At 34.6% G+C, this 13813-nt stretch carries 13 protein-coding genes; 10 read left to right on the forward strand and 3 right to left on the reverse strand.

The window, feature by feature from the left end; translation table 11 throughout:
• Positions 1-119 precede the first annotated feature (119 nt).
• Both Aru01_RS16485 and blaMCA read left to right on the forward strand, forming a co-directional pair.
• A complete protein-coding gene (locus Aru01_RS16485; protein ID WP_016656627.1) occupies positions 120-899 on the forward strand; it encodes a TIGR03915 family putative DNA repair protein in 780 nt (259 codons plus the stop codon).
• Positions 900-1208: 309 nt separating this feature from the next.
• Positions 1209-2396: an MCA family class C beta-lactamase gene (gene blaMCA / locus Aru01_RS16490; protein WP_016656628.1), complete on the forward strand. Its 1188-nt coding sequence runs from the start codon at positions 1209-1211 to the stop codon at positions 2394-2396.
• Between the two features lie 169 nt (positions 2397-2565).
• Here the strand turns inward: blaMCA and Aru01_RS16495 are convergent, their stop codons facing one another.
• Positions 2566-3504: a Dyp-type peroxidase gene (locus tag Aru01_RS16495; protein WP_016656629.1), complete on the reverse strand. Its 939-nt coding sequence runs from the start codon at positions 3502-3504 to the stop codon at positions 2566-2568.
• A gap of 790 nt (positions 3505-4294) precedes the next feature.
• Here Aru01_RS16495 and Aru01_RS16500 point away from each other — a divergent pair.
• Genes Aru01_RS16500 through Aru01_RS16515 form a run of 4 tightly spaced genes read left to right on the forward strand, consistent with a single transcriptional unit; the run spans position 4295 to position 6707 of the window.
• Positions 4295-5137 (forward strand): methylated-DNA--[protein]-cysteine S-methyltransferase, encoded by an 843-nt coding sequence (locus tag Aru01_RS16500; protein ID WP_016656630.1) that lies wholly within the window; start codon positions 4295-4297, stop codon positions 5135-5137.
• The gene (locus Aru01_RS16505; protein ID WP_016656631.1) at positions 5127-5858 is read left to right on the forward strand and encodes a 2OG-Fe(II) oxygenase; all 732 of its coding nucleotides are present in this window, start codon (positions 5127-5129) and stop codon (positions 5856-5858) included. The genes Aru01_RS16500 and Aru01_RS16505 overlap by 11 nt, the downstream gene beginning before the upstream one ends.
• A gap of 2 nt (positions 5859-5860) precedes the next feature.
• Positions 5861-6106 (forward strand): Ada metal-binding domain-containing protein, encoded by a 246-nt coding sequence (locus Aru01_RS16510; RefSeq protein ID WP_016656632.1) that lies wholly within the window; start codon positions 5861-5863, stop codon positions 6104-6106.
• Entirely contained in the window at positions 6093-6707 is a 615-nt protein-coding gene (locus Aru01_RS16515) for an alpha-ketoglutarate-dependent dioxygenase AlkB family protein (protein ID WP_016656633.1), read from the forward strand. The genes Aru01_RS16510 and Aru01_RS16515 overlap by 14 nt, the downstream gene beginning before the upstream one ends.
• 228 nt (positions 6708-6935) lie before the next feature.
• Here Aru01_RS16515 and Aru01_RS16520 read toward each other — a convergent pair whose 3' ends face one another.
• Positions 6936-7544, reverse strand: coding sequence for a TetR/AcrR family transcriptional regulator C-terminal domain-containing protein (locus Aru01_RS16520; RefSeq protein ID WP_040331229.1), 609 nt, complete (start codon positions 7542-7544; stop codon positions 6936-6938).
• Positions 7545-7784: 240 nt separating this feature from the next.
• Here Aru01_RS16520 and Aru01_RS16525 point away from each other — a divergent pair, with 240 nt between their 5' ends.
• From Aru01_RS16525 to leuA, 4 genes are all read left to right on the forward strand, one after another.
• On the forward strand, positions 7785-8333 hold the full coding sequence (locus Aru01_RS16525; RefSeq protein WP_016656635.1) for a GNAT family N-acetyltransferase: 549 nt from the start codon (positions 7785-7787) through the stop codon (positions 8331-8333).
• A 271-nt stretch (positions 8334-8604) separates the two neighbouring features.
• Positions 8605-9006 carry a DUF4377 domain-containing protein gene (locus tag Aru01_RS16530; protein WP_016656636.1) on the forward strand — a complete coding sequence of 134 codons (402 nt, stop codon included), beginning with the start codon at positions 8605-8607 and terminating at the stop codon, positions 9004-9006.
• Positions 9007-9165: 159 nt separating this feature from the next.
• The gene (locus Aru01_RS16535; RefSeq protein WP_016656637.1) at positions 9166-9930 is read left to right on the forward strand and encodes an AraC family transcriptional regulator; all 765 of its coding nucleotides are present in this window, start codon (positions 9166-9168) and stop codon (positions 9928-9930) included.
• A gap of 95 nt (positions 9931-10025) precedes the next feature.
• Positions 10026-11714, forward strand: a complete 1689-nt coding sequence (gene leuA / locus Aru01_RS16540) for a 2-isopropylmalate synthase (protein ID WP_016656638.1) — start codon at positions 10026-10028, stop codon at positions 11712-11714.
• A 734-nt stretch (positions 11715-12448) separates the two neighbouring features.
• Here leuA and Aru01_RS16545 read toward each other — a convergent pair.
• Positions 12449-13741 carry an NAD(P)/FAD-dependent oxidoreductase gene (locus Aru01_RS16545; protein WP_155757966.1) on the reverse strand — a complete coding sequence of 431 codons (1293 nt, stop codon included), beginning with the start codon at positions 13739-13741 and terminating at the stop codon, positions 12449-12451.
• Positions 13742-13813 lie beyond the last annotated feature (72 nt).

Here is a 13813-nt window from a genome sequence, read left to right on the forward strand (position 1 = left end):
CTGATTCTGAAAAATTTAGTAAAGATATTGATGCACTCAATATTAGACAAAAAATTGAACAAACAAGCCAATCTAAATATTTCAAACAACTTTCTCCACAATTGGATTTATTATTTTAAATGGCAAATTATATTTTTGATGGCACAATGACAGGCTTATTATGCTGTGTATTTCGTGCATTTAAATTTAAGGAGTTTGACGTTCTAGTAACGAGTAAACAAAACTGCCAGTCTGGTTTATTTGACGAAAATATAACTGTTGAATCTAATCAAGAACATGCGAATAGAGTATGGAGCGGTTTAAAATCATTCAATTCTAATGTCGGATTACGAAACTTCTATTATGCTTTTTTATCAGAGCAAGAAGAAGTTTTTCAGCACTTATTCAATTTTTGTATTTATTGTTTTCACTCATCTGAATCTATAGATAGAAACTATGGACATCCTGATGTTTTAGCAATTTCAAAATGGGCAAAACAGGTTGGTCGTGAAAAACATCGTATGGAAGCATTCGTTCGCTTTAAGAAGTCTAAAGATGCACTATTTATCAGCCTAGTAAACCCTGACTTTAATGTTTTACCATTGATTCAAGCGCACTTCATCGCAAGATATAAAGATCAAAAATGGTTAATCTATGATGAAAAAAGAAATTTTGGTATCTACTATGACTTAAAAACTATTCATAATGTACATATGGATGTATATGAAGTCGATAATAAAATTGAAGTTGGTTCCAGTCAAAGCTTTAACATTGAGTTAGATCCAGAAGAAATTTTGTATGATCAACTTTGGAAAGACTATTTTAAAAGTGTTAATATCGCCTCTCGTAAAAATTTAAAGCTTCATATTCAATATGTACCCAAAAGGTATTGGCGTTATATGAATGAAAAGACAGTTTAAATCTATCAAATTTTATATTATCAATTTCTAAAAATTTATGACTTGAATATAAACTAAAAAAATCTCATATCTTTTCATATATAATTATTAAATTTAACTATAATCTTGAATGCCTAAAATGTCACTACACTTTGCACATTTATATGATTCATAATAGAGTGCTTGAAGCATAGTTTACTATAACTTTTGAAGATTTTTCAGTAAGTGTAAAGTGAGCAAACTAAATAGACATTGATAAAAAATTAATACATATCTAATATTTATTCGATGAGATGATATATACCATATTCTTTATAGAAATTTAATTTAATGATTTTTATTCAAAAAAAAATGGGGCAAGCAGCCATCATGACGATGATTAGCTGTTTGGGTATGCAATTACATGCAAATGAAACAGGACAAAATGAAAAAAGTATTGAGAGTGCTATCACTCAATCTTTTAAGCCGCTGATGGATCAGTACGGTGTAGCAGGTATGGCTATAGGTGTAATCTATAACGGTAAAAAATATGAACAATATTATGGTATTCAATCGGAAAAGGCCAACAAGAGTGTTAATCATCAGACTCTTTTTGAGTTAGGTTCCTTAAGTAAAACTTTTACTGCAATTTCGGGTACATATGCTAATAACTTAGGGAAAATATCGCTCAATGATCATCCGAGTAAATATATGCCTGAATTAAAAAACTCAGAAATTGATCAGGTTAGTTTATTAGAGTTATTGACTTATACTAGCGGTAATTTGCCATTACAATTTCCAGATCACGTGAAAACAGATCAGCAGATCTTAACCTATTTTAAAAACTGGAAAATGAAGAATCCCCCTGGGACTTATCGTGAATACTCCAATCCAAGCATAGGTCTTTTTGGGCACCTAACCGCAAAAGCAATGAATCGTTCTTTCTCGTCATTATTAGAACAAGTTATTTTTCCACAACTCAATTTAAAAAACACATACGTCAATGTTCCAGCAGAACAAAAAATCAATTACGCTTTCGGTTACGATAAAAATAATCAACCTATTCGAGTTAATCCAGGCCCATTTTCTGATGAAGCATATGGGGTTAAATCAACACTTCCAGATATGCTTAAATTTGTAAGTCTAAATCTTAATGTCAATCTAAATAACCCAGCCATGAAAACCGCTATATTAGATACGCATCAAGGATTTTTTAAAGTTGCAGATAGTGGTATGACACAAGCCCTTGGATGGGAAATGTTTTCTTATCCTACTACGTCTAAAACTCTACAAATGAGTAACTCTGAACAAATCTTATTAGGATCAAATCCTGTAGTAAAAGAGTTATCTCAGCCAAAATCTAAAGTTTTTCATAAAACTGGATCTACAAATGGCTTCGGAGCATATGTTCTATTTATTCCACAAGAAGGGTTTGGATTAGTGATGTTAATGAATAAAAAAATACCCAATGTTGATCGAATCAAGGCAGCATATAATGTCTTTGAAACATTAAAAGATAATCCACATTCTACAAACTAGCGCAGCATAGTGTATCAAAATCTATTCTTCTTATTTCTAGTCACGCTCAATTAATCATAAATAATGTATTTAAGTAAGTTGTCGTAAACATCCTCAAAAAAGGATCGCTTTTGCGATCCAGTATTTTATTTGCAAGTAGTAAACCAAGCAATTGACTTGTCCACTCGCATCACTCAGCTAAGTCATCTAAGAAATCAACAGTAGGTACAAAAAATAAGGTGCCAGTTTTTGCTGTACTAAAATCAAGTAAACGGTCTAAATTTCCTTCCGTATCTCCCAAGAACATATGCTCTAACATTTGCTTTGTTACACTAAACTTACGGGAGTAACCAATGAAAAAAGTTCCATATTCATTTTTGGAGGCATTGGCAAAAGGCATATTGGCTCGCATAATTTTTAACTCATTCCCCTCCTCATCATGTGCCTTACTCACCACATTATGTGCTGTTTTTGGTTTGATCTCATCACTTAACTCAACATCATTGAATTTCTTACGACCAATGACTTTTTCTTGTTCTTCATCACTCAGTGCACGCCATTTATTCATATCATGTAAATATTTCTGAGCAAATGCATAACTGCCACCTTTAAACTCAATATCTTCGTTTCCGACTAAAGCGTAATCAGCTGCAATTTCGTCTTCAGGGTTTTCAGTTCCATCAACGAAGCCAATGATTGCACGACCATCAAAATAACGGAAACCCGATACTTCATCGATGGCTATAGTCACATGCTGCAACTGCTCTTGAATGATACTTGCCAACTCAAAACAAAGCGCTTGACGATCTGCACGTATATGAAAAAATAAATCGCCTTCAGTGGAAACTGCGGTATATTTTGGCCCTTTAATTTCTTTGAAGGTTTCTAATTCTTGTGGTTTTTTCTTATCATGAAACAAGATATCCCACGCATTTGAACTAAAACCAAGTATGGCTTTAAAATGTGCTTCAGGATAACGCCCCGTTAAGCTGCGAGTTAAAGCTGAAAAATTGGCAGAAAAATCAATTACCGTATTTACGGTATCTTCCGCTTGTTTCAGATTTAAAATAATAAATAAGGCATTTTCACCTGGGCGGCTTATTATTGGTTGAACGCGAGCATTTTGCATTGTACTTCTCTACCCCATTATATTTTGCAACTGATCATTATTCGTTGATTCTAAATCAATACATTACAATTTGACAGGCGATTTAAAGTTATTCATCTCAGCTAGAATATAAGTTGCATAGAACCGTACTAAACAAATAAAAATAAAATTTAAGTTTCTTTACTAAGGTAAATTGTTACAGAGACATCATTCTAAAAATTTAACCCTAGTCATCAATAAAGAGCTGCATTTAAGGCTTGAGAATAATGAATCATCTGGACCAGTACAAAATGCTAAATAAACTGACTCAAGTATGCTGATATCATTTTCGGATGATAGGATAAATATCTTAGGATTAGTTTTTGATTTTAATCAGCATACTCAATCATAAGCGATACAGGTGATGAACTATTTTTAGCTACTACAGTTTTATTTAATTTAAGAAATATTATGCCCAAACTTATCAGCAAATGGATTGCAATTTTATAGTGCCGAATGCTTAACACAACCATGTCTAGTCACTGATTCATGTTCAATCAAAGCACTATTTTCATTCTTATAACTAATTAAAACCAAGAGTTACTATGTACTCAGAAACATGTACTGAGACCGAATCAAAGATGAAATGCGGACAAAGCTCTTTGGGTCATCAAGCTATTACGTTGTTTACTGTAGTGCCAATTTGTTGTGAAAAGAACGTGAATTCACTTTTCAATTTATACTCAAATCACTCACTTATAGCAAGATTCGGATTTTTTTCAGTGGTTCGACTTGTTAATGTTTAATAAGTTAAAGGTTTGGGTAGAGAAGCATGTTAAAAGATATAAATTACATTCGTATTTCGAAGGCGATTGAATATATTCATCAGAACTTCAAAGAACAGCCGAGCCTATCTGAAATTGCAGAACATATTCATTTAAGCCAAGCACATTTTCAACGGATTTTCACTGAATGGGCCGGAATTAGTCCTAAAAAGTTCCTTCAATATATCAGCGTTGAACACGCCAAATCAATTTTAAAAAATCACAAAGAAAATAGTGTATTAGACGCTACATTCGATACAGGTTTTTCAAGTCCAAGTCGTTTACACGACTTATTTGTACAAATAGAAGGGATGACACCTGCTGAATATAGAAACGGTGGAGAAGATTTACAAATCAATTATAGTTTCTCAGAAACTATGTTCGGTTCAGTACTTATCGCCTCAACGGCTAAAGGCATCTGTTATATGGCTTTTACCGAAGATAATGAAAATACTTATTTACAGCTCAAGACACAGTTTCCTAACGCAAAATTTGTTCAGCATGAGGATCATTTACAAAAGAGAGCGATCAGTATTTTTCAAGCAGATCAGCAAGACTTATCTAAGATTAAACTACATTTAAAAGGTACTGAGTTCCAGCTTAAAGTTTGGCAAAGCTTGCTCAAGATTCCAATGGGTGAACTCAGTACTTATGGTGCAATTGCAAAAGAAATCGGTAACGAAAAAGCGTCTCGTGCTGTGGGGACAGCTATAGGAAACAATCCAGTTGCATTTCTCATCCCATGCCACCGAGTTATTCAATCTACTGGTCATTTTGGTGGTTACATGTGGGGCACAACTCGAAAAACAGCCATTATTGGTTGGGAAGGAGCAAAAACACATGCACCCTAGTGAGCTCGAAAAATATTTCAGAGAAAAACTAGCACATTTAGATTGGCAGTCTATTTCTGAAACGATGCATGATCAAGGTTTTGTAATACTAGAAAAGTTCTTCACGGAGCAACAATGCAATGTGATTAGAAATAATTATGATCACCCCTTCTTATACCGCAAGACTGTGAATATGCAACAGTATCGATTTGGAATAGGTGAGTATAAATATTTTTCTTATCCATTGCCTCACTTAATTCAGCACTTACGTACACAAATCTATTGTTATCTTATGCCTATTGCAAATACATGGTTTAAGCTGCTTGATTTGGATACTATTTTTCCAGAAACCCATCAAGAGTTTTTAGAGCAATGCCAACAACATGGGCAGATGAAAGCAACACCATTAATACTTCAGTACCCAAAAGGTGGCTTTAATACTTTACATCAAGATCTATACGGTGAGATTTATTTTCCAATTCAACTTGTGATTTTTTTAAGTCAGATAAATACCGATTATCACGGCGGAGAGTTTGTTATGACTCAACAAATTCCTCGCGCACAATCTAAAGCCATCGTGTTACAGCCACAAAAGGGTGATGTACTTATTTTCGCAACACAGTTCAAACCTGAAAAAGGAACGCGATCTTACTTTCGGATGACGATGAAACACGGCGTAAGCCCGCTTCATCAGGGTGAGCGCTATACATTAGGCATTATTTTTCATGATGCAGTAAGTTAAGCATGATACATCATGAAATGATTACAGATCAGGAGCTTAAATTACTCATTCGGCAAAGAAAAATTTTGTTTGGAGGAAATCGGCAGCTAAAAATTTATGGAATGTTAAATTGTTACTCAGGTAAACGCATGAAACGTGATAACCGAGTGTTTTTTGACACTGAAGCTGAAGCAATCATTCTTGGTTATCGTCCGTGTGGACATTGCATGAAAAAAGCCTATATGAGTTGGAAAAATGATTCTGTTTGAATCTAACAATCACCATCAAAATCGATTGCCCTGTGATGGTACGGTTTTATATTTTGGGCAGATTATTCCTTCAGAGCAGGCTGATGCTTACTTTAGTGAATTATTAAGTTCGATTAGCTGGAAACATGATGAAGCGATTATTTATGGAAAGCACATCAAGACTAAACGCAAGGTGGCTTGGTATGGAGATCATCCGTTTTCCTATACATATTCTAAAATGACTAAACATGCCTTAATGTGGACTTCGGCATTACTCGAATTAAAAAATATTGTTGAACAGTATAGTAATGAAACATTTAACTCATGTTTACTCAATCTTTATCATGATGGCAATGAAGGTATGGCATGGCATAGTGATGCAGAGGTAGATTTAAAGAAGAACGGCGTAATCGCATCATTAAGTTTTGGAGCTGAAAGAAAGTTCTCTTTTAAACATAAATGCTCCAAAGAAAAAGTCGAGTTAGTTTTAGCGCATGGCAGTTTATTAATTATGAAAGATACAACGCAGACCCACTGGCTTCATCGTCTGCCACCAAGCAAACGTATTAATACTGCACGTATTAATTTAACTTTACGACAGATTAAAAACCTTGATGGCTAAACCTGCCCATTATTATCTATACAGCGAATCAGTATGATGCGTATACAAATTAGCTTCAAGTGTAGCGTATTAATTAGCCATCATTATAGCCCCATTGTGAAGTACCTATTTATTTGAACTTCAATTTAAATAATCATGACCTAGTAGATCTTTTAAATGGGTCTAAATTTCTCCAACGCTGCTAAAAATACAGTCACTATATAAGCGATGAGGTTTAGCATATTAACTTCACTGTTTTATTAAACAACGAATTATCCCCTGTAAGCCATAAATAAAGCTTTGATCCCAATCATCGTGTACATTCCCCGCGTGAGCCGCAAGCAGCGGGTAGGTTTCTGCATTAAGTGTAATGAATGAAGCCACTTGGTTACGTATTTCTTGTTCATTTCCTGTTTGCCAAGATACTTGCGAAACCACTGATCCGATCAAGAAATTAGATAAAGTGTATTCAAAATAAATAATACTTGATATCGAAAGATCAGTACGTACAAGTATACTGCGAAGGTGTTCCGCATGCGCTAAAGCATTTGGACCAATCAATGGTTTAAACCCTAAAAGACTAATCGACCAAATATGTTTAAGAAGTACCCTTCTCCACTCTATTAAAAAATCTGTTAATGCTTGTTCTACGGCTAAATTCTTATTAGAAAAGGCAACTTCTCCAATAATGCTATCAAGTGCAAGTTCTAGCACATCATCCCGAGTCTCAATATGGTTATATAAAGAAGTAGGACCAACATTTAATTGTTGTGCAAGTTTTCGAATGGTCAAACCATTTAAACCGGCTTCATCTAAAATATGAATTGCAGCATGAATGATCTTTTCCCTCGTCAACAACGGAAGCTCTCGAGGAGATTTTATAGGTTTCAACCATATTGTTGGTATCTGACTAGAGTTGTGATCTGACGTATTACGCTTTGGCATTTCAAACAAACTTGACAATAGTTAAATTTGAGATCAGCATACCACAGAAGAACACTGTTCTTCATAAAGAACATTGTTCTAAATGCATCAAATCATTCAGTTAACATTGGCTTAAGACGTTGAATAGATGAGGAATACGGAGAACTAAAAATTATGAGTAAATTAATAGCAGACTTTAGGCAAGCCTTACCTATTTCAGATGGTTTTTTATCTCTGAGAGTCATGCAGAATAAGGATGCAATACCGTATGCAAATGGTACACATGATCCTTTAGTCAAACGCTTTGCTCACCTACCATTAGATGAGTACACTCCCGATATTGTTCAAAATTTAATTCATAGTGCGATCGAAGATGGCTTAGTAAACGGTACTCTTGCTGTTTTAACAATATCAAATCAATCTACAGGGGATTTTATAGGGAGTTTGGTTTTCTTTAATATTGTAGACAATGAAGCTGAAATTGGATATTGGGTTGCTCCGGAACACAGAGGAAATAAAGTTTCGATTAAAGCCCTGATGTTGGCCAAACAACTTGCAAAAAAAATAGGACTTACCCGTTTATATGCTAGGACAGTTTTTGATAATGTGCCATCACAGAAAACCCTGATAAATGCTGGATTTGTACAAATTGGAGCAGCTTATCAAGACAAAAATCCCTCTGGGACAGAAACATTAAATCTATCGTTTTCTGCTGTTTTGTGAGCTTAGAAAGATAGTCGACCTTTACCATCTTTTTATGAGTTATATCTAATTATCACTCATTTCTATATAAGCCTAACCCAACAATAACCAAAGTTTATTTATTATGGTTTTTGACATTTTATACTTAACTTTTGATCAAATATTTTCTCCTCTGCAGTGTTAATTAACTTTTTGAGAAAAAATTTGAACAATAAGCTACATAAAGGTAATTTTTTGAATGGTAAATTAAAAATCTTATAAATAATCATGCAAAAAAATTTGAGACCATTAAATGAAAAAATACCTCGTCCTTATTACTCTTCCATTATTATTAACTGCTTGTGCAACAAGTAATGAAAGCTATGAAAGTCTGAATAAATCAGAGCAAATCAATACTGAGTTCAAAACTGTCTATTTAGAAATTTCGCCTTTAGTTCAAGAATGTTCTGGTGAAGGCATTTATGAGTGTTTGCAAGTGCGCAAAATCACCATAGACAACAACGGCGCTTATGTTGCTAAAAATTTAGAATGGGAAAACTTTTATGATGGTATTGAGGGCTATACACATAATAATAATGAATCAGTTATTCTCAAGTTAAAACAATATGAAGTTGAGAATCCTCCGGCTGATGCTTCAAGTGTACGTTATGTATTAGATCGATATATACAAAGAACACCCGTTAAGCAAAACTAAGGTCTCTACTGCATTATATGTACGCTTAGCAAAGTCAATTGCTCATTATCAATTCACTTTATTGGTCAACCCTATTTTTTAGCAAAAATCTCAGTTATCAGATTTAAACTTTGATACTCATGTTAAAATCTCTTTTGACCTTATTTAGAGCTACATATAATGCATTACTCTCATGGTCAGTTAAATTATCCGATCTATGCCTATGCACAGTCTTATACTGCTGGATATATAGAAGATACTCACCAACATGATCGAATCCAATTATTACATACGCTCTCGGGCGTGATTCATGTTCGAACAGCTGAGGGAATTTGGGTCATTCCGCCATCTAAAGGGATTTGGATTCCAGAAAATAAAAAACACGCCATCATGATTTTTGGTGAAGTTGAAGCTCGCGGAATATTTGTGGAGCCCTTTGCACGAGCCGATTTTATGACAGAGTGTAGTGTTGTCGCTATACCAAGATATCTTTCAGAATTAATTAATCAAGCTGTACTCATCAAAGAAGAAATTTTAGCTCATACAAGAAATGAACGACTTTTAGAGCTCATTCTAGATGAAATACGATTTTTAGAAGAGGTACCATTTCAATTACCAGAAGCACAGTCCGAGCGTTTAAAAAATATTTGTAAAAATATCAGAGAAAACTTGTCAGCAACAAATCATTTAGATGACATTGCCAGACAGCATCATTTAAGCGCAAAAACACTCTCACGACTTTTTTTGAAAGAACTGGATATGAATTTTAGCGTATGGCTAAAGCAAGCAAAACTATTACAAGCACTCACTGATCTTGAAATGAAAAAACCAATATTAAATATTGCATTAGATTTAGGTTATGAAAGTCCTAGTGCATTTTCATATATGTTTAAACGAGAAATGGGACTGACACCGACAGAGTACTTAAAGAAAAAATCAAATTAAAAATGTCCGTTGTTCAACACTGATTGTCTTTTAATCTAAAGAAAGACAAAAAATGATGATTCATGATGATGTTATTAAGACATCGAGAGAATATCATGTTAAATCATCCTCAAAATAAATATCGTAGCTTTGAATTTTTAGAGTTTTCAGAAAGAACTTGGCCAAGTCAAAAAATCACTTGTGCTCCTATTTGGTGTTCTACAGACCTTCGAGATGGTAATCAAGCTTTAGCTAATCCGATGGATCACGAGCGTAAATTTAAGTTTTTTCAATTACTCGTTGCATGTGGCTTTAAACAAATAGAAGTTGCTTTCCCCGCCGCATCAGAAACAGATTTTAACTTTGTGCGATATCTTATTGAACAAAATAAAATACCGAATGATGTTTCGATTCAGGTCATGACGCAGGCCAGAGCTGATTTGATTGATAGAACTTTCGAATCATTAGTTGGGGTGAAACAAGCGATTGTTCATGTTTATAATGCTACAGCTGAAGTATTTCGTAGAGTTGTTTTTCAAAAGTCAAAGCAAGAAATCATTGATCTTGCTGTGGCGTCAACAAAACAAATTAAATCTTTATGCCAAAAATATCCTCAGACTAAATGGACATATCAATATTCGCCTGAAACCTTTTGTTTTACAGAAATTGAGTTTGCTTTAGAAATCTGCGAGGCAGTTGCTCAAGTTTGGGATCCGAGTCCTAATAATCCGATGATTATTAATTTACCGACAACAGTTGAAGTCAGTACCCCAAACATTTTTGCAGATCAGATTGAATATTTCTGCAAAAATTTTTCTAAAAGAGAACAGGTTTGCATCAGCGTACATCCTCATAATGATAGAGGCACAGGCGTTGCAACCGCAGAATTGGCATTGCTTGCTGGTGCTGATCGTATTGAGGGCTGTTTATTTGGTAATGGTGAGCGTACAGGAAATGTTGACCTAGTCAATATCGCTTTAAATATGTACACACAAGGCATTTCTCCTGAACTTGATTTCTCTGATATCAATCAAGTTGCAGAGATCGTTAAGGAATGTAATGAGTTGCCGATCCATCCGCGCCACCCTTATGTAGGTGAATTGGTTTTTACAGCTTTTTCAGGCAGTCATCAGGATGCGATTAAAAAAGGTTTTCAAGCCAGAGAAACTCAAGTCCACTCGTACTGGGAAGTTCCATACTTACCGATAGACCCAGCTGATTTAGGTTGTAGTTATGAAGCTGTCATTCGTGTAAATAGCCAGTCAGGTAAGAGTGGTGCTGCTTGGATATTGCAACAAAATCATGGCATAGACTTACCTAGGGAATTACAGAAAGATTTTAGCCAGATTGTCCAAAAAATATCGGATAGCTACAAAAGAGAATTATCTCATGCTGAAATTTGGGCATTATTTCGCGAAGAATATGGAGTTAGCCCATCTGAAAGTGAATTTAGACTTATAAATTATCAATCAAATAAACAGAGTCATACTTATGATGTCAATATCTCCATTGAAGTACAGGGTCAACTGATGCATCTTGCTGGACATGGTAATGGCTTATTATCCGCTTCAGTTAAAGCACTGAATATAAAATGGCCATGTCAAATCACCATTGCTGAATATTCTGAGCATACTTTAGGAAAACACAGTAATAGTCGCTCGATTAGTTATATTCGATGTGTTGACCCAAAAGGCAAAACGTATTGGGGCGTAGCCATAGATACTGATATTGCAACAGCATCTATTCAAGCACTACTTAATGCTTTTGCAAAGTCTTATAGCGTTAATTGCTTAGCAGCGCTATAAACAATCTATTTACCTGACTTAAAAATTAAATGTTCTGGTCTTATATATTTTGAGATATGCCCTACTTTCACTTTGTCCAAGTAGCAGATTCTAAAAGCGTACACGTCTTGGCGACGCCTTGATAGGTGTCGCTTGTTTTCTGCTACTTAGGGTGATCTTCACTGCATCCACCTTCAAGAGACAAAATGATTTTAAACAACCTGTTGACCTGCATAGCTTCAAAGCTAAATTGATACGCCTTGCTAATTTTCGTTATTGTGCGTATATCTCGTAAATACCATCAACACCAGCATTGAATGATGTCAAACTCAATTCATGAGATACAACAAAGCAGCAATGCCCTTTAACCATTAGTTCATTGAGTGTGTTGTTGACGTTTGCTCTAAGACTTTGATGGCCAATTAAAACAGTGTAATGATGAAGCAAACCATAAGCACATGCTAAGTCAGTCTCCACTCACAGTGCAATTAAACAAATCGGTGTATAACTTAAAATCCTACTCAGCAAAAGGATGCGAAGTCATTTATTGAACTAAACGCAGGTTATTCCAAGCCAGTTTATACAGTTATGCTCTTATTTTTCAGGATCTTGTGGAGGTGCACCATTAGAAATAATCAAGCAATACATTCAAACCAACAAAGCGAGTATCTGCAAAATTCATCTTCATCTTTGCTGGGATAACGATGAATTTTGCCTTTGACATAGAGCACCTTTCAATTAAAAGTTTTCATCGCCTAGTAAAGCTTTAAATTTTTTAATAGATTTTTGGTTATGCTATCTCTTTTGGTTAACTGAAGCGTGTGTTTGGCACCATGAATATTCACTTGATGTACCCGATATAGAGCATCATAAGTTGTTCGTGCAAGCTTTCCATATATACTCAATTCGTTGAAAATCTCACCCACCGCACTTTTTTGTCCCAAAGATACAATTGATCCTTTTTCATTAAACTTAAACATGGGTAAAGATTTATTTGAAATTCGATTCATTAAGCTCGTACAAAGAAAATCAGCTTGTTGAGATGCAACTTGAGCCCTTGCGCCCAAAGGTGGTTGCGTTGCATCCAACTGACAATTTGCACAGTCACCAAACGCGAATATGTTAGGATCTGAATAAGTTTGCAGTGTTGCATACACTTTTAAGCGATGAATCTTATCTTTTTCAAAATCTTTTAAGCTTTCTAAAACTTGAGGTGCTTTAATACCAGCAGCCCAAATCTTTAAGTTAGCTGCCAGTTCAGACCCATCAGCAAAATAAATCTTATCTGCATCAATCGAAACAACTTGCGCATTTTTTAAAACATTTACTCCCATAGTTTTTAGACTTTTTTCTATTTCTTTTGAAATATTAGGAGATAAGGCCATTAAAAGACGATCAGAAGCATCAATGACAGTAAATGTCATTTTAATCTGATTTAATTCTTTAAATAGCGTCTTGGCCATTTGATTCTTGAGTTCAATCAATTCTGAAACTAATTCAACCCCAGTAGCACCTCCACCAATGATTGCCACATGATATTCTGGATCTACAGGAATAACTTCTTGTTTTATATCTAAGTAAGACATAAAAATTTTATCGTGAATAGTCTTTGCTTGCTCAGGACTATCTAAAAAATAGCAATGATCAATAACACCAGGCACATTAAAATCATTCGAGATCGACCCTAGCGCCAAGACCAAAGTATCGTATTTAACATTACGAACACACTTCTGTTCTGGATGACTTAAACTATGAATCTCTATATCAATTGATTGATCATTCTTATCTATATTAATTAATGAGCCATAAATATAGTTGTAATTGTTCTGATGAGAATGAATTAAATAGTTCACTTCATTTTCAATTAAGTTAAGGCTGCCACTGACCACTTCATGGAGCAATGGTTTCCAAACATGAGTAAGTCTGGCATCAACTAATGTAATATTAATATTGTCTTTTTGCCCAACAAGCTTACTGAGTTTTGTTACTAATTCTAAGCCACCTGCACCACCACCAACAATTACGATATTATGCATTAATACTCTCAACTATTTTGATTTTTCGTTCAAAGTGTATATCAAATAAAATGTATTATGAGGTATTTATGTTACTTGACATCT

This window comes from Acinetobacter rudis (genome assembly GCF_000829675.1).
In the GTDB taxonomy this organism is placed as follows: domain Bacteria; phylum Pseudomonadota; class Gammaproteobacteria; order Pseudomonadales; family Moraxellaceae; genus Acinetobacter; species Acinetobacter rudis.

Coding starts and splice junctions, on each gene's coding strand:
- blaMCA (WP_016656628.1), top strand. CDS start 1,209: ATGATTTTTATTCAAAAAAAAATGGGGCAAGCAGCCATCATGACGATG.
- leuA (WP_016656638.1), top strand. CDS start 10,026: ATGTTAAATCATCCTCAAAATAAATATCGTAGCTTTGAATTTTTAGAG.
- Aru01_RS16515 (WP_016656633.1), top strand. CDS start 6,093: ATGATTCTGTTTGAATCTAACAATCACCATCAAAATCGATTGCCCTGT.
- Aru01_RS16505 (WP_016656631.1), top strand. CDS start 5,127: ATGCACCCTAGTGAGCTCGAAAAATATTTCAGAGAAAAACTAGCACAT.
- Aru01_RS16485 (WP_016656627.1), top strand. CDS start 120: ATGGCAAATTATATTTTTGATGGCACAATGACAGGCTTATTATGCTGT.
- Aru01_RS16535 (WP_016656637.1), top strand. CDS start 9,166: ATGCATTACTCTCATGGTCAGTTAAATTATCCGATCTATGCCTATGCA.
- Aru01_RS16500 (WP_016656630.1), top strand. CDS start 4,295: ATGTTAAAAGATATAAATTACATTCGTATTTCGAAGGCGATTGAATAT.
- Aru01_RS16530 (WP_016656636.1), top strand. CDS start 8,605: ATGAAAAAATACCTCGTCCTTATTACTCTTCCATTATTATTAACTGCT.
- Aru01_RS16510 (WP_016656632.1), top strand. CDS start 5,861: ATGATACATCATGAAATGATTACAGATCAGGAGCTTAAATTACTCATT.
- Aru01_RS16525 (WP_016656635.1), top strand. CDS start 7,785: ATGAGTAAATTAATAGCAGACTTTAGGCAAGCCTTACCTATTTCAGAT.
- Aru01_RS16495 (WP_016656629.1), bottom strand. CDS start 3,504: ATGCAAAATGCTCGCGTTCAACCAATAATAAGCCGCCCAGGTGAAAAT.